19 protein-coding genes and 2 pseudogenes are annotated in these 20,522 nt (G+C 49.7%); 3 read left to right on the top strand and 18 right to left on the bottom strand.

Annotated elements, in window-relative coordinates:
• Nucleotides 1-92: 92 nt before the first annotated feature.
• Entirely contained in the window at nt 93-2,477 is a 2,385-nt protein-coding gene (ppsA, locus tag BM191_RS02295; protein ID WP_092874567.1) for a phosphoenolpyruvate synthase, read from the bottom strand.
• A gap of 470 nt (nt 2,478-2,947) precedes the next feature.
• On the opposite strand from ppsA, the gene ppsR reads away from it, so the two are divergent.
• Together ppsR and BM191_RS02285 are read left to right on the top strand one after the other, a co-directional pair.
• Nucleotides 2,948-3,781, top strand: a complete 834-nt coding sequence (ppsR, locus tag BM191_RS02290; protein WP_092874564.1) for a posphoenolpyruvate synthetase regulatory kinase/phosphorylase PpsR — start codon at nt 2,948-2,950, stop codon at nt 3,779-3,781.
• A gap of 161 nt (nt 3,782-3,942) precedes the next feature.
• Nucleotides 3,943-4,980, top strand: a pseudogene (locus BM191_RS02285) (3-deoxy-7-phosphoheptulonate synthase).
• Between the two features lie 111 nt (nt 4,981-5,091).
• Here the strand turns inward: BM191_RS02285 and BM191_RS02280 are convergent.
• The 15 genes and pseudogenes from BM191_RS02280 to thrS form a co-directional block, all read right to left on the bottom strand.
• Nucleotides 5,092-6,531 carry a protein adenylyltransferase SelO gene (locus tag BM191_RS02280; protein ID WP_092874561.1) on the bottom strand — a complete coding sequence of 480 codons (1,440 nt, stop codon included), beginning with the start codon at nt 6,529-6,531 and terminating at the stop codon, nt 5,092-5,094.
• A 97-nt stretch (nt 6,532-6,628) separates the two neighbouring features.
• On the bottom strand, nt 6,629-7,369 hold the full coding sequence (locus BM191_RS02275) for an EAL domain-containing protein (protein WP_092874558.1): 741 nt from the start codon (nt 7,367-7,369) through the stop codon (nt 6,629-6,631).
• A 136-nt stretch (nt 7,370-7,505) separates the two neighbouring features.
• Nucleotides 7,506-7,973: a C40 family peptidase gene (locus tag BM191_RS02270; RefSeq protein WP_407927842.1), complete on the bottom strand. Its 468-nt coding sequence runs from the start codon at nt 7,971-7,973 to the stop codon at nt 7,506-7,508.
• 30 nt (nt 7,974-8,003) lie between these two features.
• Nucleotides 8,004-8,390 carry an ATP-binding cassette domain-containing protein gene (locus tag BM191_RS16990; RefSeq protein ID WP_230479486.1) on the bottom strand — a complete coding sequence of 129 codons (387 nt, stop codon included), beginning with the start codon at nt 8,388-8,390 and terminating at the stop codon, nt 8,004-8,006.
• Nucleotides 8,391-8,502: 112 nt separating this feature from the next.
• Entirely contained in the window at nt 8,503-8,697 is a 195-nt protein-coding gene (locus BM191_RS16985; protein WP_230479485.1) for an ATP-binding cassette domain-containing protein, read from the bottom strand.
• A 68-nt stretch (nt 8,698-8,765) separates the two neighbouring features.
• Entirely contained in the window at nt 8,766-9,317 is a 552-nt protein-coding gene (locus tag BM191_RS02260; protein WP_092874555.1) for a glutathione peroxidase, read from the bottom strand.
• 38 nt (nt 9,318-9,355) lie between these two features.
• A pseudogene (gene btuC, locus BM191_RS02255) lies at nt 9,356-10,337 on the bottom strand (vitamin B12 ABC transporter permease BtuC).
• Between the two features lie 505 nt (nt 10,338-10,842).
• Nucleotides 10,843-11,142 (bottom strand): integration host factor subunit alpha, encoded by a 300-nt coding sequence (gene ihfA / locus BM191_RS02250; RefSeq protein WP_092874552.1) that lies wholly within the window; start codon nt 11,140-11,142, stop codon nt 10,843-10,845.
• Nucleotides 11,143-11,146: 4 nt separating this feature from the next.
• Entirely contained in the window at nt 11,147-13,534 is a 2,388-nt protein-coding gene (gene pheT, locus BM191_RS02245) for a phenylalanine--tRNA ligase subunit beta (RefSeq protein ID WP_092874549.1), read from the bottom strand.
• A 15-nt stretch (nt 13,535-13,549) separates the two neighbouring features.
• Nucleotides 13,550-14,533 (bottom strand): phenylalanine--tRNA ligase subunit alpha, encoded by a 984-nt coding sequence (gene pheS / locus BM191_RS02240; RefSeq protein WP_092874546.1) that lies wholly within the window; start codon nt 14,531-14,533, stop codon nt 13,550-13,552.
• Between the two features lie 141 nt (nt 14,534-14,674).
• Nucleotides 14,675-14,719, bottom strand: coding sequence for a pheST operon leader peptide PheM (pheM, locus tag BM191_RS16455; protein ID WP_001386830.1), 45 nt, complete (start codon nt 14,717-14,719; stop codon nt 14,675-14,677).
• 210 nt (nt 14,720-14,929) lie between these two features.
• The gene (gene rplT, locus BM191_RS02235; RefSeq protein ID WP_092874543.1) at nt 14,930-15,286 is read right to left on the bottom strand and encodes a 50S ribosomal protein L20; all 357 of its coding nucleotides are present in this window, start codon (nt 15,284-15,286) and stop codon (nt 14,930-14,932) included.
• A gap of 93 nt (nt 15,287-15,379) precedes the next feature.
• On the bottom strand, nt 15,380-15,577 hold the full coding sequence (gene rpmI / locus BM191_RS02230; protein ID WP_001124225.1) for a 50S ribosomal protein L35: 198 nt from the start codon (nt 15,575-15,577) through the stop codon (nt 15,380-15,382).
• Between the two features lie 98 nt (nt 15,578-15,675).
• Complete coding sequence (gene infC / locus BM191_RS02225) at nt 15,676-16,218, bottom strand: translation initiation factor IF-3 (protein WP_092874540.1); 543 nt, start codon at nt 16,216-16,218, stop codon at nt 15,676-15,678.
• A 3-nt stretch (nt 16,219-16,221) separates the two neighbouring features.
• Nucleotides 16,222-18,150 carry a threonine--tRNA ligase gene (thrS, locus tag BM191_RS02220; protein WP_092874537.1) on the bottom strand — a complete coding sequence of 643 codons (1,929 nt, stop codon included), beginning with the start codon at nt 18,148-18,150 and terminating at the stop codon, nt 16,222-16,224.
• A gap of 364 nt (nt 18,151-18,514) precedes the next feature.
• Here thrS and BM191_RS02215 point away from each other — a divergent pair, with 364 nt between their 5' ends.
• Nucleotides 18,515-18,766, top strand: a complete 252-nt coding sequence (locus BM191_RS02215) for a glycine zipper domain-containing protein (protein ID WP_092874534.1) — start codon at nt 18,515-18,517, stop codon at nt 18,764-18,766.
• 86 nt (nt 18,767-18,852) lie between these two features.
• On the opposite strand, the gene BM191_RS02210 is transcribed toward BM191_RS02215, so the two are convergent.
• Together BM191_RS02210 and BM191_RS02205 are read right to left on the bottom strand one after the other, a co-directional pair.
• Nucleotides 18,853-19,608 carry a DUF481 domain-containing protein gene (locus BM191_RS02210; RefSeq protein ID WP_092874532.1) on the bottom strand — a complete coding sequence of 252 codons (756 nt, stop codon included), beginning with the start codon at nt 19,606-19,608 and terminating at the stop codon, nt 18,853-18,855.
• 290 nt (nt 19,609-19,898) lie between these two features.
• A complete protein-coding gene (locus BM191_RS02205; protein WP_092874529.1) occupies nt 19,899-20,438 on the bottom strand; it encodes a YniB family protein in 540 nt (179 codons plus the stop codon).
• Nucleotides 20,439-20,522 lie beyond the last annotated feature (84 nt).

The raw sequence follows: 20,522 nt of genomic DNA, 5'->3' as shown, positions 1-20,522 counted from the left end.
ACTCTTTATGTTGAATCTTACGCTTACGCCCTAAAATCCTGACATAAAGAAAGTTTTCGGCGAGATCTGTTGTCATCCAATAACAGTCTGATTCAGCGGGGTGACTTCAGCTTTGATAGCGATAGCCAGGTTTGCACTACAGAATCCGGATTGAGAGAAAGACTGTCGATCCCCTCTTCCATTAGCCAGGCGGCAAAGTCTTCATGATCCGATGGCCCTTGCCCACAAATACCAACATATTTACCCTGTTTCTTCGCCGCCTTAATTGCCATCGACAACAGCGCTTTCACAGCGTCGTTACGCTCGTCAAACAGTTCGGACACCACGCCGGAATCTCTGTCCAGTCCCAATGTCAACTGCGTCATATCATTAGAACCGATAGAGAAACCGTCAAAGTACTCAAGGAACTGCCCTGCCAGCAGCGCGTTAGAAGGAATTTCACACATCATGATCAGTCGAAGACCGTTTTCACCGCGACGCAGTCCCTGACGCGCCAGCTCCTCGACTACCGCTTTCGCCTGCGCCACGGTGCGTACGAACGGGATCATTATTTCAACGTTGGTCAGTCCCATATCGTCACGCACGCGCTTCACGGCAGCACATTCCAGCGCGAAGGCCGCACGAAAACTTTCTGACACGTAGCGACCGGCTCCGCGAAAACCCAGCATCGGGTTCTCCTCTTCAGGCTCATAACGATCGCCACCGACCAGATTGGCATATTCATTAGATTTAAAGTCGCTAAGACGCACGATCACCCGCTTAGGCGCGAAAGCAGCCCCTAAGGTGGCAATTCCTTCGGTCAGCCGGGCAATGTAGAATTCAACCGGATCATCAAACCCTTTCATCATCTCGCGGATCTGGCGCTGTAACTCCGGCGTTTGCTGGTGGAACTCCAGTAACGCACGCGGATGAACGCCAATCATGCGGTTAATGATAAATTCCAGACGTGCCAGCCCGACGCCCTCATTCGGCAAGCAGGCAAAGTCAAATGCCCGATCCGGATTGCCGACGTTCATCATAATTCTTAGCGGCAGCGGCGGCATTTCATCGATCTGCGAACTGGTTACCTCAAAATCGAGAAGATCATCGTAAACATAACCGGTATCTCCCTCTGCACAGGAGACGGTGACCTTGTGACCCTCTTTAATTTTGTCAGTGGCATCGCCACAACCGACGACAGCGGGTATCCCCAGCTCGCGCGCAATAATCGCTGCGTGGCAGGTACGTCCACCGCGATTAGTTACAATCGCTGCGGCCTTTTTCATAATCGGTTCCCAGTCCGGATCGGTCATATCGGTAACCAGCACGTCGCCTTTCCTGATACGATTCATTTCGCTGATATCGTGGATCACTTTTACTTCACCAGCGCCGATACGATGTCCGATAGCACGTCCTTCGACGACCACCTTACCTTTTCCTTGCAGAGTATAGCGCTCCATCACCTGGCCGTTAGAACGGACAGTTTCCGGTCGCGCCTGGACGATGAACAGCTTGCCGGTGTGCCCATCTTTTGCCCATTCGATATCCATCGGGCGTCTGTAATGTTGCTCAATCTGTATCGCCTGACGCGCCAGCGCTTCAACCTCATCATTAGTCAGGCAGAAACGTTCACGTTCAGCTTCTGCAACCTCCTCCACCATGACCTGCTCGCCATGTAGGCGGGAATTAGCATAGACCATGCGTACTTTCTTCGAACCCATGTTACGCCGGACGATAGAAGGCCGGCCCGCGACAAGCGTTGGTTTATGCACATAATATTCGTCTGGATTGACCGCGCCCTGCACAACCATTTCACCTAACCCAAGCGCCGCGGTGATAAACACGACCTGATCGAATCCCGATTCGGTATCAATGGTGAACATCACTCCGGAAGCAGCCAGATCCGAACGCACCATACGCTGTATGCCAGCAGAAAGCGCAACCCCACGATGGTCATAGCCCTGATGCACGCGATATGAGATCGCACGATCATTAAATAATGAGGCGTATACGTGCCTGACAGCGGTCATCACCGCATCAATGCCCTGAACGTTAAGAAAAGTCTCTTGCTGACCGGCGAAGGAGGCATCCGGCATATCTTCAGCCGTTGCCGATGACCGCACAGCAAATGAGGCCCCGACATCATTATAACAAAGGGTCTCATAAGCTTCGCGGATCGCCTTTTCAAGCGACGGCTGAAAGGGGGTATCAACTATCCACTGGCGAATTTGCTTACCCGCTCTGGCCAGCTCATCCACATCGTCCACATCGGTTTTATCCAGTAATTGATAGATACGCTGGTTAACGCCACTTTGATCGAGAAATTGATTAAACGCCGCTGAAGTGGTTGCAAAACCATTGGGCACTAAGACGCCCAGGGACGACAAATTGGTGATCATCTCACCCAGAGAGGCATTTTTTCCTCCCACCCGATCAACATCATTCATGCCTATCTGGTTGTACCAGAGCACGAGCGGCACATCACATTTCGTGGACATCGACGCTATCCTTTTTACATTCAGTCAGAAAGGGGATCTACATTTTGTGTTAAATAATCGATCCTGAGCCTGGCATATTTTTTTAGATTAAATAAAGTGGTGAATCGTTAAAGCGCTGAAAAAAATCCTATTTTAAGAAAACTCCGCTAACACCGACAATTTGCGCAATAAATAATCAACATAACATAATGATTTGAAGTGTTTTTTATCAAATCACCAATACAAAGGGGTTATATGTTGCGCAACAATATGGAATGAATGAAAGGAATGTTCTATCACTGATACAGATTAAAATGGAATCGAAAACTGAAACGCCATTTCTTTTTTAATTCATTTAAGATTGAACCAGATTCGAAATTAAATGCTCGCTCGTCATCATAGCGATCCTGAGTTTTTAAATTTTTGTTTCGCTCACAGATTCATTCTTGCGTTACGCTTTGCAAATAAATCTCGGGCCTTCGGGGGAATAATTGGATACCAACAATGAACGCAGCGTGTTTTACATTTCAGACGGCACAGCTATTACCGTCGAAGTATTAGGACATGCCGTGCTGTCGCAATTTCCAGTCGGCACTAACAGCGTTACGCTACCCTTTGTAGAAAATGTCCAACGCGCTCAGGCCGTCAAAGCCCAAATTAACGCCCTTTATCAGCAGAGCGGGGTGCGTCCACTGGTGTTTATTTCCATTGTCACCCAGGAGATACGGGATATTATTTTGCAAAGTGAGGGCTTCTGCCAGGATATTATGCAATCTCTGGTGGCACCTTTGCAGCGGGAGCTGGGTATCGCACCTGCTCCCGTGGCTAACCGCACCCACGGACTAACCGCCAACAATTTGGGTAAATACGATGCGCGCATCGCCGCAATTGATTACACGCTGGCTCACGATGACGGCATCTCACTGCGTGGGCTCGAAGAGGCGCAGATAATACTGCTGGGCGTGTCACGCTGTGGCAAAACGCCAACCAGCCTCTATCTTGCCATGCAGTTTGGCATCCGTGCCGCTAATTATCCGTTCATTGCCGATGATATGGATAACCTCAAGTTGCCTGCAGCGCTTAAAACGTTTCAGCATAAGCTTTTTGGCCTGACGATAGACCCTGAACGCCTGGCCGCTATCCGTCTTGAACGGGCGGGAAATACCCGTTATGCGTCTTTGCGTCAGTGCCGGCTTGAAGTTGGCGAAGTGGAAGCACTGTTCCGTACTCATCAGATTCGTTATCTCAATACCACAAACTACTCGGTTGAAGAGATAGCGACTCGCATCCTTGATATCGTCGGCCTCAATCGTCGTATGTACTAGAAACAATATTTGCAGGTAGCCAATTTCGCTTTTATCCGGAGACATGAAGCTGGGGCAGAAGTGTTGCCATGCGGTTGAAGTTTCCAGCCATTGGTATATTGTGATCGCCATCACTTCCCGGCGCTAATGCTGTTGCGAAGCACTTAGTTTCAGAGAAATACATGGACAAAACCGATGGATCACGTACGGCACATAGAGGCAGTCTCATCACCCCGGACGAGCTGACACTCAAATTGCCGCTTAGCTCCGCGATCACCAAAAATGTGACGCTGTCACGCAAACGAATAAGCGAAATACTTTCTGGCCGCGATCCCCGATAACTGGTCATTGTTGGCCCCTGTTCCCTACATGACCCCTGCACTGCGTTGGATTATGCAAAACAATTGCAAACGCTACGCCTGCAATATAGTGACCGCCTGGAGATTGTAATGCGCGCCTACTTTGAAAAGCCGCGCACCGTGGTTGGCTGGAAAGGGCTGATCTCCGATCCGCACCTGAAGGGCAGCTATCAGGTTAATGAAGGGCTGGCAACCGCCCGGAAGCTGCTAATGGATATCAACGCGCAGGGAGTGCCAACTGCCACTGAATTTCTGGATATGGTTATTGGGCAGTTTATCGACTTGGTTAGCTGGGGAGCCATTGGCGCACGCACCACGAAAAGTCAAATAGATCGCGAAATGGCTTCTGCTCTTGCCTGCCCGATTGGTTTTAAAAATAGCACCGATGGCAATACCTGGATCGCTGTCGATGCGATACGCACAGCACGCGTTAGCCACATGTTTCTCTCGCCTGATAAATCTGGCCAAATGACTATCTACCAGACCAGCGGGGATCCTGACGCACATATCATTATGCGCGGCGGCAGGCAGTCTAATTACCATCCACAGGATATTGCAGCGGCCATAAATAGTCTTCGCGAATTTGACGTGCCTGAGCGAATGATCGTCGACTTCAGTCACGGCAACTGCCTTAAACAGCATCGCCGACAGTGCGATGTCGCCCAGGCCATTGCACAGCAAATCTGTGATGGTCAGAGCGCCATCGCAGGTGTAATGATTGAAAGTTCTTTACAGGAAGGCAGCCAGAAAGTCACCGCCAACCGGCCATTGACTTACGGCCAGTCGATTACCGATCCCTGTCTCGGTTGGGAAGACACTCAATCTGTGCTGGCGCTGCTTTACGATGCGCTCGGTAACTGATTTTAAATAATCTGGGCGCTGAATCGGCCCCTTCAGCATAACGGCAGCAGAGGGAGAAATCTTCTCTTGTTTCAGCACGACGGCGTGGGGAAAACGGACCTGAGACCCCACTTAACTTGAACAGCTCACTTCCAGTGTCTTCCCCCAGGACGGCGGTGGTTGCAAATAATCACTGTTGCGCTGGTCAACGTTAAATGGGTCCAGCAGTGCCTGATGTAAACGGGTCAGCTCGCTGATATCATCCTTTTCTGCTTTTTCAATCGCCTGCTGTGCCAGATAGTTTCGCAGAACCAATGCCGGATTAATCGCTTTCATCACCCGCTGACGTTGCAGGTCATCGCACTCGTCGCGCAGTAGCCTCTGGCGGTATTGTTGGTACCAGCTGTCAAATGCTGCCCGATCGATAAACTCATCACGCAGCGGTGAACGCAGCTGCTGCTGTTCAGTCTCACTTAGTCGACGAAACACCCGTGTATAATCACTGCCTTCTTTTGCCATCAATGCCAACAGCTCCGTTAGAATACGATTGTCATCATCAGACGCCGTCATCAATCCCAGCCTGGCCCGCATTCGCTCGCCCCACACTTGCAGCAGCGTCGGTTCATAAGTGCTCAGCGCCTGAGCGAGCTGGTCGTGACGCATCAAGCTGGATAAGGCATACGCCAGTCGATTCAGGTTCCACAGGCCAATCGTTGGCTGATTATTAAACGCATAGCGCCCCTGATAATCGCTGTGATTACTCATTAAACCAGGCTGATAATCATCCATAAATCTGTAAGGGCCGTAATCCAGCGTCAGTCCTAACAGAGACATGTTATCGGTATTCATTACGCCGTGAGCAAAACCACAGCTCTGCCATAGGGCAATCAGGCGAGCAGTTCTTCTGACGATATCGGTGAACCAGAGCAAATAGCGTTCATTGCTGTCCGCCAGCTGCGACCAGTGATGGCGAATGGCATAGTCAGCCAGCTCCCTGACCTTTTCGGGCTTTCCGGCAGAGTGGAAGTGCTCAAAATGCCCAAACCGCAGATGACTTTCTGCCACCCGCAGCAACATTGCGCCGCGCTCCGTTTGTTCACGCTGCACCGGCTCGTCGCTGGTAACTATCGTCAACGCCCGGGTTGTCGGGATCCCCAGCGCATGTATTGCTTCAGAGGCGAGGAACTCGCGTATCGTTGAGCGAAGCACTGCCCGACCATCACCCATTCGCGAATAGGGTGTCAGTCCGGCACCTTTCAGGTGCCAGTCGAATTTACGGCCATCTGGCAGACGCTGCTCACCAAGCAGAATGCCACGCCCGTCACCCAGCTGACCGGCCCATTCGCCAAACTGATGACCACTGTATACCTGTGCCAGTGGTTGCATACCGGTGATCAGCCCATCGCCACACCAGATTTTACTCTGCTCGCCGCTGAAATAGTTGTCATCCAGCGTCAGGATTTTCGCCATAGGACGGCTGTAATACAGCAAGCGCGCCCCATGCAAAGGGGTCGGAGAAAGTGCGGTATAGCTGCCGCGAAGTTCATTGAACCAGCTATTATCAAACCTCATAGTCACTCCGCCAGTCAGCTCGCGTTTTAATCATCAATTGCCACACTTGCCATCAGTGTAAACAGAATCAGGGGAGGAAAATACCAGACAGGCTTAATCAGTCCGGATTAGCAGTCAGTATTGTGGGGGCGGTAACCAGCGTCGGCAGCGCTTCTTCGCAGACCCTGGTGAATAGAATACTGGTGATACCATCAATATCGAACTGACGGATTACCTGCATCATTTCCACTGTATCAACCCCCTGAACCACCAGCTGCCGGCAATAAGGACGGACATTAGTCAGAATCGCGTCAAAAAAAGGGTCAAAGGAAAGTTTACCTATCTGCTTTTGGATAAAACTTTTATCTATCGTTATACGCTGAAACACAGAGTCATAGACCGCCCTCGAATTTGCTTTACCCGCACCATAATTAGCCAGCGCCAGCGAGGTTATCTGGTAAAGTTTTTTTAGCAGGACATTCTCAATTCCGTTATTAATACCAGAAAACTGCTCGGTAACTTCAAGCTCAAGCGCCGCAATGCCCGCCACTTTATGCTGGAGAAACTCACTGTCCACGATAGTCTGAGCCATCCATTCATCGACAGTGATAATGATCCGAATCTGACGTTCAAGTAAAAAAAGCGATATTTTTTCTGCAATCTGCAGTTTTTTCTGGAGCAAACTCAAACGCTGTTCATCGTCCAGTTGCAGTAAAACTACTTCCTGTGGGATCGATACATTGGCGTTTATCTGATGAAAGTGAAGCTGTAACGTGACGGACAGAAGTGTCCCATCAGGACGATATGTGGGATAAAAAAGTGGAGAACTAATATAATCCGCTTCAAGATGGATTTTCATGTTGCTAAGCCATCATTAAGTGGCAATTGACACATCCGTTCAATCCTTAAAGACAATCAACAGCGCAAATTTTAATAGTAAAGCTCGCCTGAGATTAATGCTCTTTTATCTGAAATCATCACGCACTGATTCAGTATTACAAACGTCTTGCTTGCCAGAATTTTTTTTTCCAGTAAACATTCTTGAGTGAAGAACGAATGACGCCCTGGCTGGTTGAAGCGTGAATAAACTGATTATTCGTATCGTAGATCCCGACGTGTAAACCACTTTCCCCGGCCCCTGTTTTAAAAAATACCAGATCGCCGGGCAATAGATCCCCTTCAGGTATCCTTGTACCGATAGCGATTTGCGCTTCAGTCGTCCGCGGTAGCTTCAGCGCGAAACGGTCACGCATAGTCAGGTAAACAAATCCCGAGCAATCAACGCCCCCTCTCGACATCCCTCCGTAGCGATAAGGGGTACCATGCCATTGAGTGAGCTGCTCATTAAGCTGCGAAATAACTCTAATCGAATCAGTAAGATGGTTGTTTTGCGGTGGCGCATGATAGCGGCTACCACACCCAGAGAGAATCAAAATTAGCAGCATTAAACTCAGTCGCAGCATAGCCTTTCCTATTCAGGTTACCCGGAATAATTAACCCTGGTTGTTGTCGGACTCAGATGACAACGCTTCTGCCAGTAACCAACGCTGTTGAGCCAGCTGAGCCTGATAAAAAGCAATGCCATACAACGATTGTAGACTGTCTGTTGTCATCACCTCCCCCGTATCGCCCTCGGCTACGACTTCTCCATCGCGTAGCATCCAGACGCTGTGTGCATGGTGCAGCGTGTGATTGAGATCGTGGCTACACATTACAACGCTTACGCCCGAAGACAATACAGGGGAAAGCAAGGCGTTAAATGCCGCCTGCTGCGCAACGTCCAATCCGCTCAGCGGTTCATCAAGCAGTAGCAACCTGCCCTCCGGCTGTGCTAGCTGGAAAAAAAACAGCGGCAACACGGACGCGCTGCCATTCGCCACCGGAAAGCTTCTGGAGTGGGTGGCTTAGTTTATCGCCGAGTTGAAGTATTTCTACCACCTGCATCAACGCAGCCTGGTTTAGCGGCGTCCCGGAGACATGATGCATCATCATTTAATGCCAGACGGGCATTGCCGCAGGGCGAGGTGCTTGCTGGCTAAGGTAGCCACGCATTCTGGCAAGCTGACGCCCGGAGTGGGAGAGAAGCCTCCGCCCACAAAACTCGATCTCTCCCTCACCGTGCTCTAACCCCGCAAGCAGCGCCAGGAGTATGCTTTTACCGGCGCCGTTTGGCCCGATCAGGTGCACGAGTTCTCCAGGGACCACCTCAGCATTAAAGCATTTCAGACGACCTTGCAGCGTAAGCTCCCGTAGGATTAGCATCGGTCAGCAAGTGCTTTTTCAATCTGAACGAGTATGTGTGTGTCATCCGGCAGCATGTCCGGTGAAAAACGTGCGACGACATTACCCTGCCGATCAATCAGAAACTTTTCGAAATTCCATAAAATGTCGCCGGTCTGCTTCGGCGATCGCCCTTTGCTTACCATTCGCGCCAAAAAATCGCTATCCGGTGGCGCAACAGCTTGCGGTTGTGCTGCAACCAACTGCTGATAAAGCGGATGACGCTGTGCTCCGTTAACATCGATTTTACCACTCATCGGAAAAGTAACGCCATACGTGGTACTACAGAACGTTTTAATGTCCTGCGGATCGCCGGGTTCCTGTCCGAGAAACTGATTGCATGGAAAGCCGATAACATTGAAACCCTGTTGATGGTATTTTCTCTGCAAGGCTTCTAATTGCTCATACTGGGGTGTCAGCCCGCATTTCGAAGCCACATTAACCAACAGTAGGACGTCTCCCTGCCACTGACCAAGCGTTGTTTTGTCACCCTCAAGCGTAGTTAACGGCGTTTCATACAGACTCATACCCTCTCCTTTCTACAGGCTGTTGACAATGCAGGCTATCACGCGTTACGCAGTAATAACCAGATAAATAGCGGAGCACCAAGGGTAGCGGTTACTACGCCGATCGGCAATTCGGCGGCTGCCAGCGCCTGACGCGCAATAATATCAGCCAGCAGCAATACTGCTCCACCGCCCAAGGCACAGGCAGGCAACAATGCGCGGTGATCGCTGATACCACATAGCCGCAAAATATGCGGGATGACCAAGCCAATAAAGCCGATAGCACCAGCCAGCGCCACGCTAAATCCCACCAGCCAGCCAGTGACGCACACCAAAAAAGCGCGCCAGAATACCAGACGCAATCCAAGCTGCTGCGCGCTCATACTCCCCAGGGCCAGTAGGTTTAGCTGTTGACCCTGAGTACTCAGCCAAAGAATAACCGGGAAAAGCGCCAGCATTAACCAGCGATCCTGCCAGTCAGTACCGCTGAACCCTCCCTTCATCCAGTATATCAACTGACGCAGATCGACGCGGGTACTGAAATATACCGTCCAGGTCATTAATGCACTGCTGATGATACCTATCGCAACGCCAGTCAACAGTAGACGATTATCAGGAAGGATCTGCCGTGCAACATACAGCAAGATGAGGGTAACCAGAATGGCTCCGCAGATGGCACCAACACTGAGCTGCCAAGAGCTGCCAACCCAGGGTGATACATAGCATGATCCCCACTCCGGAACCGCCGGAAACACCGAGCAATCCGGGTTCAGCGAGGGGATTGGCGAACAGTGCCTGCATCACTGCCCCACAGACTGCCAGCAGCGCTGCGCCGACCAACATCACCGCCAACGTGCGCGGCAGCCGAAGTTGCCAGACGAACAAACGTCCTTCCGGTGTAAACCAGTGCAGCGGTGACAACCATACCTCCCCTGACGACAGGCTACAAACAGTCAGTAATAGCAAAATTAGCAGCAGCAGGATGCACAGACGCAAGCTGCGCTGTTGTGCGCGCTGACTATATTGAGTGAATGGCAACATTGCGGCAGTTTGTTCCGCAAAATGAGAGCGTTAATTGTAATTGCTCACGAGTAAAAATACATGGTCAACGTGATTATCTCCCCCTGATTGCTTATTACTACGCATCAGAATATTCCGAAGATAGAGTCTCTGCTGCGGCAATGATGATAGCTCTCATGATGCACAAGGCGTATATCATACCAACCCCCTCATGCCGACCGCATTGCAACGTAACGCAGACACTTTTCCATTGGGTTGACATAACAGCTGAAGGCTATCCAAGCCATACGGCCATAACCGTCGATGTGAGCTTATTTTTAATGTGCCTGATCAGATAATTACGTCATTATCTTATTGTGACGATAACATTGAGGGCACCAGCTAAATAACCTTATATAAAGAGAGAATGGGAAAACCAGAGGACAAAACATAAAAAAATAAAATCGCTGGAACAATCCTGTTGCTCCAGCGAGATCGTGCGGCGCGTTTTACCGGGAACGGCAAACGCCGTTCCCGGTCACTGAAACTAATCGTCTTTCGGTGAAGCGTTCTCAACGCGACTTTTCAACTTCTGCCCTGGACGGAAGGTCACAACCCGCCGCGCGGTGATGGGGATATCTTCACCGGTTTTCGGGTTACGACCCGGGCGTTGATTTTTGTCGCGAAGGTCGAAGTTACCAAAGCCAGAGAGTTTAACCTGTTCACCATTTTCGAGAGCCCTGCGGACCTCCTCGAAAAACAACTCTACCAGTTCTTTAGCATCCCGTTTGCTAAGCCCAAGCTTTTCAAACAGGTATTCGGACATTTCAGCTTTTGTAAGCGCCATAGGTTCAATCCCTCAAGGTTGCCTGGAATCGCTCTTTCAATACCGCAACACATTTGGCGACGGTTGCGGCGATCTCCTCTTCTTCCAGTGTCCGGGCGGTATCTTGTAAAATAAGGCTGATAGCAAGGCTCTTTTGACCCTCATTTACACCCTTTCCTCGGTACACGTCAAACAAGTTTACGCCAACTATCTGATTTACGCCAACTTTCTTACACGCCGCGATGATGTCTGCTGCTGCCACGTTTTCATCGACCACCACAGCAATATCGCGTCGGTTCGATGGGAAGCGTGAAATATCACTGGCCTGAGGTAACGTACGCTGGGAAAGTGCCTGCCACAAAATTTCGAAGACCACCGTACGGCCATTCAAATCAAGCTTACGCGCCAGTTCCGGATGCACTACACCAATAAAACCAATACGTTCACCGTCAAGGTACAGCGCCGCACTTTGTCCGGGGTGTAATGCCGGATTAGCTTCTGCAAGAAACGCCACTTTATCCAGTTTACCGGTTAACTCTAATACCGCTTCCAAATCGCCTTTTAAATCATAGAAGTCAACGGCCTGACGCGCCAGATCCCAATGCTCTTCATAGCGATTTCCACTGATAACACCCGATAACATAACATCCTGACGAATACCAAGGTTTGCCTGGGCATCCGGAACAAACCGCAATCCGCTTTCAAACAGACGAACGCGTCCTTGCTGACGGTTCTGGTTATAAACTACCGCGCCAAGCAGGCCACTCCATAATGAAAGACGCATTGCTGACATATCAACGGAGATCGGGCTTGGCAGCAGCAGCTGTTCATCGTCCGGGTGGATCAGCCGCTGTACTTTGGGATCGACAAAACTGTAAGTAATCGCTTCCTGATAGCCTTTATCAACCAGCATGGCTTTGACGCGTTTCAGCGACAATAAAGCCTCGCGATGTTCAGTCATCACCAGGCTGGCCTGTACCGGCACGTTCGGAATGTTGTTATAGCCATAAACGCGTGCGACTTCTTCGATCAGATCTTCTTCAATGGCCATATCGAAACGCCAGCCTGGCGCCGTCGCTGTCCATCTATCCTGTTCTTCCGTGATTTCACAACCCAGGCGACGTAAAATATCAGATACATCCCGCCCACTGATATGATGACCGATTAATTTATCAAGCTTCTCACGGCGAAGGACCATAGTTGCCGGTTTTGGCAGTTCGGACTGCCGGGTAACGTCGATCACGGGCCCGGCCTCACCGCCGCATATTGCCAGCAACAATGCTGTTGCGCGCTCCATGGCCCTGAACTGCAGAGCCGGGTCAACTCCGCGTTCATTACGATGAGATGCATCAGTATGCAAACCGTGACGACGAGCGCGCCCGGTGATTGCCAGCGGATTGAAGTAAGCACATTCAAACAGAATATTGCGCGTTTCGCTGTTCACCCCGGAATGTTCGCCGCCGAAAATCCCTCCGAGCGCCAGCGCTTTGTGATGATCGGCAATAACAAGGGTATCAGCGTCGAGTTTTGCCTCAGTGCCGTCAAGCAGCGTCAGCGTCTCATCCTGCTGCGCCATACGCACGATAATACCGCCGTCGATGCGATCAAGATCAAACGCATGCATCGGCTGTCCAAGCTCAAGCAGAACGAAGTTGGTGATATCAACTACAGGATCGATAGAGCGGATACCACAGCGACGCAACTTCTCTTTCATCCAAAGCGGTGTGCTGGCATTGATGTTAATCCCTCTAACCACGCGCCCCAGATAACGCGGACAGGCTTGCGGCACATCAACGCGAACGGGAAAAGTGTCAGCGATGGTCGCACTCACCGGTGCCATTTCAGGCAAGGTCAGGGGCAGCTTGTTGAGCACGGCAACATCGCGCGCAATGCCAATAATGCTCAGGCAATCGGCGCGATTCGGCGTAACGCTGATTTCAATGGTATGATCATTAAACTTCAAATATTCACGAATATCGCGGCTAATCTCAGCATCTGCTGGCAGCTCGATAATACCGCTATGGTCGTCAGATATACCTAGCTCTGACCACGAACAAAGCATGCCTTCTGAAGGCTCCCCGCGCAGCTTTGCCGCTTTAATTTTAAAGTCTCCAGGCAACACAGCGCCGACAGTGGCAACAGCCACTTTCAATCCCTGACGGCAATTAGGCGCACCGCAGACAATATCCAGCAGGCGCTCGCCTCCGATATTGACTTTTGTCACCCGGAGCTTGTCAGCATTCGGATGCTGGGCGCACTCTACAACCTCGCCCACAACAACACCATTGAACGGGCCGGCAACGGTTTCAATGCCGTCCACCTCAAGACCAGCCATGGTGATTTGCTCCGCCAGAGCGGCAGTATCAATGGCCGGGTTAACCCATTCACGTAACCAGAGTTCACTGAATTTCATTGGTATAACCTGCCCTTATTTAAACTGTTTAAGAAACCGAAGATCGTTTTCGAAAAATGCACGTAAATCGTTCACGCCGTAACGCAGCATGGTCAGGCGCTCCATCCCCATACCAAAAGCGAAACCGGAATAGACTTCCGGATCAATGCCAACGTTGCGTAACACGTTCGGATGCACCATGCCGCAGCCCAGGACTTCCAGCCATTTCCCATTTTTCCCCCTAACGTCAACTTCAGCACTCGGCTCAGTGAATGGGAAATAGGAGGGGCGAAAACGCACCTGAAGGTCCTCTTCAAAGAAATTGCGCAGGAAATCATGCAGCGTTCCCTTCAGATTGGTGAAACTGATGTTTTCATCGACGATCAGCCCTTCCATCTGATGGAACATTGGTGTGTGAGTCTGATCGTAGTCGTTACGGTATACGCGTCCAGGCGCGATGATACGAATGGGAGGTTGCTTATCTTTCATGGTACGAATTTGTACCCCGGAGGTTTGCGTTCGCAGCAGGCGAGTGGCATCAAACCAGAAAGTATCATGATCAGCGCGTGCCGGATGATGCGCCGGAATATTGAGCGCGTCAAAGTTGTGGTAATCGTCCTCAATTTCAGGCCCCGTTGCTACGCTAAAACCCAGCTCACCAAAAAAGGTTTCAATACGATCTATTGTACGGGTCACCGGATGCAGGCCACCATTTTCAATACGCCGGCCGGGTAATGAGACGTCAATCGTTTCCGCTGCAAGACGAGCGTTGAGAGCGGCTGATTCCAGCGCGTTTTTACGCGCATTAAGCGCGTCCTGTACCTGCACTTTCGCCTCATTGATCACGGCACCCGCTGCCGGGCGCTCTTCAGCTGGCAGCGCACGCAATGACGTCATCTGAAGTGTCAGATGCCCTTTTTTACCCAGATATTCTACGCGGACGCTATCCAGCGCGTTGACATCCGGAGCAGCTGAGACAGCCGCTTTGGCGCTGGCCACCAGTTCTGCAAGATGTGACATTATTTCCCCTTCTTTCAGCCGCACCGGCTGGTTTTATCATTAAAAGTAAAAGCTTCACGTCCCGGACATGAAAAAGCCTCCACAAGGGAGGCTTTTCACGCGATTTTTCGTTTCTTTTCTTTGCGCAAAAGCCCCCGGATGTCAGGTGCTAAAGTAAAAAAAGAAGCGGAAAATAGCTGCATTCATACTTACGTTACCTAAGTTGTGTATCAGTGCTATTGAAAATCGCGGGCGTTAAAAAGTCAATTTTTTGCTCAGGTTAGCCTGATTTTAACTTAATGCGTAAATTCAATGCTCGAACAGTTCAAAGTGATTGCAGAAAGCCAACGCCAGGGAATCTTCTAACGTTTCGCTTTACAAAACAAAAGAGGGAGCAATGCTCCCTCCTCGTCCGGCTTACGCCAGTGCTGATTTTGCTTTTTCGACCAAGGCAGTAAATGCCGCTTTGTCGAATACGGCGATATCAGCCAGAATCTTACGGTCGATTTCAATAGAGGCTTTTTTCAAGCCATTGATGAACCGGCTGTAAGACAAGCCGTTCTGACGAGCTGCTGCGTTGATACGCGTGATCCACAGCTGACGGAACTGGCGTTTTTTCTGGCGGCGGTCGCGATAAGCGTACTGACCAGCTTTAATGACGGCCTGGAAGGCAACACGATAAACACGCGAGCGCGCTCCGTAGTAACCTTTAGCCTGTTTTAAGATCTTTTTGTGACGTGCGCGAGCAATTACACCACGTTTTACGCGAGCCATCTGGACTCTCCTGTTTCAAATTCTGTTATTACTCAACTTGTGTTGGTTGCGGCTAAACCGCATGGCACAAGTGAAGAGTAGAAAAAAGTTAACTTATGCGTACGGCAGGCAGGCAATAACCAGACCCAGATCGCCTTTGGACACCATGGCTTTAGGGCGCAGATGACGTTTACGCTTAGTTGCTTTTTTGGTCAGAATATGACGCAGGTTAGCGTGCTTGTGCTTAAATCCACCTTTACCGGTTTTTTTGAAGCGTTTTGCAGCACCACGTACTGTTTTAATCTTTGGCATTTTAAAAATATCCACTTCGCATTGTTAATAAAACGAATCAGACAGGCGAATAAACATCCGCACAGCACGAATGCTGCGCGGCATTATTACTTGATGGCCTACTGTTTCTTCTTGGGAGCGAGCACCATGATCATCTGGCGGCCTTCGATCTTCGAAGGGAAGGACTCAACGACTGCCAGTTCACTCAAATCGTCTTTGACGCGGTTAAGCACCTCAACGCCGATTTGCTGATGCGCCATCTCACGACCACGGAAACGCAGCGTGATTTTGGCTTTATCGCCATCTTCCAGAAAACGAATCAGGTTGCGTAGTTTGACCTGATAGTCGCCTTCGTCAGTACCAGGACGGAATTTAATTTCCTTAACCTGAATAACTTTTTGCTTTTTCTTCTGTTCCTTAGAAGATTTGCTTTTTTCGTAGAGGAATTTGCCGTAATCCATAATGCGGCAAACCGGCGGTTCGGCGTTAGGGCTGATCTCAACTAAATCTACACCTGCTTCTTCCGCCTTTTCGATGGCTTCACGCAGAGTGACAACGCCTAATTGCTCGCCATCAACGCCTGTCAGACGGACCTCAGTTGCACGGATTTCTCCGTTAATTTTATTTGGACGCGTCGGTTGAACTCGTTTTCCGCCTTTAATACCTTATTCCTCCAATTGATGAAGATTGCGGCTGCGAATCTCTTGTTGCAGCTTCTCGATTACATCGTTTACGTCCATGGTTCCAAGGTCTTTACCTCGGCGGGTACGCACGGCGACAGCGCCGGCTTCTACCTCTTTGTCACCGCAAACCAGCATGTAAGGTACGCGACGTAAAGTGTGCTCGCGGATTTTAAAGCCTATCTTCTCGTTTCTCAAGTCTGCTTTTACTCGAATGCCAACATTCTGCAATTTTTGCGTCAGTTCGGACACATAATCAGACTGGCTATCGGTGATATTCATCACCACTACCTGTACCGGAGAGAGCCAGGTTGGGAAGAAACCGGCAAATTCTTCGGTCAAAATACCAATAAAGCGTTCCATTGAACCAAGAATGGCACGGTGGATCATTACCGGCGTTTGTCGATCATTATTTTCCCCCACGTAGGTAGCGTCAAGACGCTTCGGCAGGGAGAAATCCAGCTGCACCGTTCCACACTGCCAGGCACGATCAAGGCAGTCGTACAAGGTGAACTCAATCTTAGGTCCGTAAAAGGCACCTTCACCCGGCTGAAACTCAAAGGGAATGTTATTTTCGTTCAGAGCGGCTGCAAGGTCCTCTTCCGCGCGATCCCACATATCGTCGCTGCCGATACGTTTCTCCGGGCGCGTAGAAAGTTTAACCACGATCTTCTCAAAGCCGAAGGTGCTGTACATGTCGTAAACCATGCGGATACAGCTATTAACCTCTTCACGCACCTGATTTTCGGTACAAAATATATGCGCATCATCCTGGGTGAAACCACGCACGCGCATCAAGCCATGTAGCGCGCCGGAGGGCTCGTTGCGATGACAACTACCAAACTCGGCCATCCGCAGTGGTAGATCGCGGTATGATTTCAGGCCCTGATTGAAAATCTGCACATGACCCGGGCAGTTCATCGGCTTAATGCAGTATTCACGATTCTCAGACGAGGTGGTGAACATCGCTTCTTTATAGTTATCCCAGTGTCCGGTTTTTTCCCACAGCACGCGGTCCATCATAAATGGGCCCTTTACTTCCTGATACTGGTATTCTTTCAACTTGCTGCGAACGAACACTTCCAGCTCGCGAAAAATCGTCCAGCCGTCATTGTGCCAGAACACCATGCCCGGTGCTTCTTCCTGCATATGGTACAGGTCGAGCTGCTTACCAATTTTACGATGATCGCGCTTAGCGGCTTCTTCCAGCCGTAGCAAATAGGCCGTCAGCTGTTTTTTATCCGCCCAAGCGGTGCCGTAAATGCGTTGCAGCATTTTATTATTGCTATCACCGCGCCAGTAAGCGCCTGCGATTTTTTGTAACTTGAAATGGTGGCAAAAACGCATGTTCGGCACGTGTGGGCCGCGGCACATATCGACATATTCTTCGTGATGATAAAGCCCAGGGCGATCGTCACGGGCGATATTTTCATCGAGAATGGCAATTTTGTATGCTTCGCCACGCGCAACAAAAGCGTCACGCGCTTCCTGCCAGTTTACTTTTTTCTTCACCACGTCATAGTTTTTTTCCGCCAGCAAATGCATGCGCTTTTCCAGCAGTTCGAGATCTTCCTGCGTCAGGGTGTGATCTAAATCGACGTCATAATAGAAGCCATTGTCGATAACCGGACCAATCGCCATTTTCGTGTCTGGCCATAGTTGTTTGATAGCGTGCCCCAGCAGGTGCGCGCAGGAGTGGCGAATAATTTCAAGTCCGACATCATCTTTAACGGTAATGATTGAAACGGCAGCATCTTCATTGATGGGATCAACCACGTCTACCAGTTCGCCATTTACACGACCAGCAATACAGGCTTTAGCTAAGCCAGGGCCAATATCCTGCGCGATCTCCATGACGCTAACAGTGTGGTCAAACTCGCGCTTGCTGCCGTCGGGAAGGGTAATTACGGGCATGTTACATCCTTAATTGCAGTGGTATTCCGCACGCAGGAATACTTGCATTGGTTGGTTAAAGTATCACCACAGTCTTTCAGGACGCAAACTGACTTACGGTCGCCAATTAGCTACTCAACGTGCGATAAGCGATCCGTTGGCTGAATGACAAATGAGGGCGCTATTTTACACAGCGATGACTAAAATGCCAAAGCGACAAAGCCAGAATCCGCATTGAATAATCATGCTCTGTCTGCCCGTTCACTGTGGTCAGATGTCGAAAATCAGTCAGAATTATTCTTTTATACATTGCCATGGTTGGTAATAACTGTGTTTCCAAACGGCTGCTACACTTTAAAATCCATCAACCAAAAAGGAACACAACATGTTATCAGGCAAAGCGAAAGGTAAAGCCGAAGAATTTGCTGGCTTAGCAGAGGAAGCTTACGGAGAAGCCACAGACGCCCCAGATCACCGTTTACGTGGCGCAACCCGTCGATACGCGGCTCAGGCCAGCGATACCGCGCGCGAGGTTACCAATAACGTGCGCGGTCAGGTGTCAGATAACCCACTTTCCGGACTGGCCATCGCTGCTGGCGTCGGCATTATTTTTGGTTACCTTCTTGGACGCAAATAATTAATACGTAGACAATCAATTTTACACACAATCCAAAAAAGCCGCCTCATTTATGAAGGCGGCTTTTACATCAGTGCAACGCAGCGTTACATAGCGTATGAAAGCTGGATAGTGGTTTTGGTATCGGTATGATCCGGCGCCGATTCTGGCGGACGTTGGTTCCAGGTAACGTTGTAAGCCAGTTTGAGTGCAAACTTATCATTCAATGCCACCTGCAAGCCGGTTTCGGAGTTTACCGTAGTGTCATCGCTGCCCAGCACAGATACACCCTGGATGAATTTCGTGTTATCAGTCAGCTGCCACTGATAGGTAAGCGCGCCGTAGGCCAGCGCCTGCGTTTTATGGCCACCGCCACGATAATCGTCATAGCGAACGCCAGGACCGATTTCAGCACGCAGCGAGTGAACCGGGCCATTAAGGATTTGTCGACCATAACCAAGTGCTGCAACGGTACGTCCATCGTATCCATTGAAACGGTCGCTTAACCAGCTTAACTGCCCGAACAGATAATCAAAGTCATTAACGTTGTAACGAGAACGGCCGCCTACAGAGTAGGTCTCGGAAGAGCGTTCATCGTTTGACGATGTGTTTGCTCCGTTGCCCCACAGACTGTAAGCCGTCGATGGCTGATACCAGGTAGCATTTACTGAAGCCGTCGCTGAGGAGCTTTTGCTATTACCGCTCTGCGCCAGATAGCCGGCTGCAATATTACCCTCAAAAGGTTGTTTTGCTGTTGATGGGTCATCCATAACGGTGAAAACACCATTGTCGGCGAGAGCCTGTTGCGAAAAAACACCCGTTGAGAATAGAAGAACTGCAGATAACTTATGAAGCGTTTTCATTAAATCAAGACCCGTTACATTTTATTTTAAAAGACTGAGTCTGCAGACTTTTACAAGGTGTTCAATGCAAATTAAGGTAAGCATTGTAACAAAATATTAACTCCTTCTATTTACTGGACATTCTGACAGATATGCGCGAAAAAATCAGAAATTTCCTATCTGAGATCTCCCATTAGCCATGCACTTCAGAAATACAAAAATTTCGCCTTTAACGTCATTTGCCCCCCTGAAACAGGCACTTTAAGCCACGAATTTCAGGAGAAAAACAGTAGGTATAACCAGCCTGAAAATCAATGAATAAAACCAACGAGTTTGAAGATAAAATAACTCACTATCACGATGATAACAGGCAGAATATAGAGCGGAAAAATCTGCAGGAAGATAGTGTGATGCGGCATCACGACTCTATTTTCCAGCGCCTGTCGACTTTGCCCTTCTTCACCGCGAGCTTTCTCAAGAATCAAGCGATCCTCAATCCCCTCGCGGACATAACGATACTGACGCCACATGCGCGCACCCGATGCCTGAAATGCCAGCCCGACAAAAATCAAAATAAAAATTATCCAGAAACCAATACTGCCCCCACCGTTAAAACTTAATGTTGGTGAGCCGTTCCAGAAGCCATTGAGAAATGGCGTGTTATAACGCGCCACATCAATCATCACATGAATAAAATCTCGCATAACTGCATTGATTCCATCATCCTTATCATGGTGCAGATCGAGAAATTTGAGCAAAGAAATGAGTGTCGAAATAAATGCCGGGATAAAAATTACCCAGCCTAAAATGCGCTTGGCGATGGCAATTCTGCCAGCCTGATGATAGGTCATGCTCTCCCCCGCCCGGAAACAATTTTGGCAATAATTCTACCTGCATTTATAGAGAATCGCCTGTAAATTTCCTGCCTTCGAACC

Origin of the sequence: Izhakiella capsodis (assembly GCF_900115045.1) — a bacterium.
In the GTDB taxonomy this organism is placed as follows: domain Bacteria; phylum Pseudomonadota; class Gammaproteobacteria; order Enterobacterales; family Enterobacteriaceae; genus Izhakiella; species Izhakiella capsodis.
Note: the sequence above shows the minus strand (reverse complement) of the source record. Positions and strands in the feature narration are given on the sequence as shown.

Coding starts and splice junctions, on each gene's coding strand:
- rplT (WP_092874543.1), bottom strand. CDS start 15,286: ATGGCTCGCGTAAAACGTGGTGTAATTGCTCGCGCACGTCACAAAAAG.
- BM191_RS02270 (WP_407927842.1), bottom strand. CDS start 7,973: ATGCTGCGACTGAGTTTAATGCTGCTAATTTTGATTCTCTCTGGGTGT.
- BM191_RS02215 (WP_092874534.1), top strand. CDS start 18,515: ATGTTATCAGGCAAAGCGAAAGGTAAAGCCGAAGAATTTGCTGGCTTA.
- BM191_RS02275 (WP_092874558.1), bottom strand. CDS start 7,369: ATGAAAATCCATCTTGAAGCGGATTATATTAGTTCTCCACTTTTTTAT.
- ppsA (WP_092874567.1), bottom strand. CDS start 2,477: ATGTCCACGAAATGTGATGTGCCGCTCGTGCTCTGGTACAACCAGATA.
- pheT (WP_092874549.1), bottom strand. CDS start 13,534: ATGAAATTCAGTGAACTCTGGTTACGTGAATGGGTTAACCCGGCCATT.
- BM191_RS02210 (WP_092874532.1), bottom strand. CDS start 19,608: ATGAAAACGCTTCATAAGTTATCTGCAGTTCTTCTATTCTCAACGGGT.
- rpmI (WP_001124225.1), bottom strand. CDS start 15,577: ATGCCAAAGATTAAAACAGTACGTGGTGCTGCAAAACGCTTCAAAAAA.
- thrS (WP_092874537.1), bottom strand. CDS start 18,150: ATGCCCGTAATTACCCTTCCCGACGGCAGCAAGCGCGAGTTTGACCAC.
- pheS (WP_092874546.1), bottom strand. CDS start 14,533: ATGTCACATCTTGCAGAACTGGTGGCCAGCGCCAAAGCGGCTGTCTCA.
- BM191_RS02205 (WP_092874529.1), bottom strand. CDS start 20,438: ATGACCTATCATCAGGCTGGCAGAATTGCCATCGCCAAGCGCATTTTA.
- BM191_RS02260 (WP_092874555.1), bottom strand. CDS start 9,317: ATGAGTCTGTATGAAACGCCGTTAACTACGCTTGAGGGTGACAAAACA.
- BM191_RS02280 (WP_092874561.1), bottom strand. CDS start 6,531: ATGAGGTTTGATAATAGCTGGTTCAATGAACTTCGCGGCAGCTATACC.
- ihfA (WP_092874552.1), bottom strand. CDS start 11,142: ATGGCGCTTACAAAAGCTGAAATGTCCGAATACCTGTTTGAAAAGCTT.